The following is a 318-nucleotide window of genomic DNA, read 5'->3' on the forward strand; positions in this document are numbered from 1 at the left end:
AGGAACCAGAAAAGGTGTTCGAAAAGAATTGGAGAACCGCCCTGGTAATGTAATACCTCTCCTCCAATAAAGATATCACTGAGGAAGAAAGAAGTTCCGAAGCTTCTATCCATGATAAGCATCAAAGCTGCGGAAAGAAGTACAGGGAAAGAAACCACACCAATAATGGCAGTAACAAAAAGCGCCCAGATAGTCAATGGCAAACGGGTCATTGACATTCCTTTGGTCCTCAGGTTTATTACAGTAACGATATAATTAAGAGATCCAAGTAAGGAAGACGCGATAAAGATAGCCATAGAAATTAACCAAAGCGTCATT

General features: G+C 40.6%; 1 protein-coding gene. It reads right to left on the reverse strand.

From position 1 onward, the window contains the following. Positions 1-318: cbb3-type cytochrome c oxidase subunit I (locus HC175_RS22275; RefSeq protein ID WP_209310206.1), on the reverse strand; the 318-nt coding region annotated here is incomplete at both ends.

Source organism: Salinimicrobium oceani (assembly GCF_012037645.1).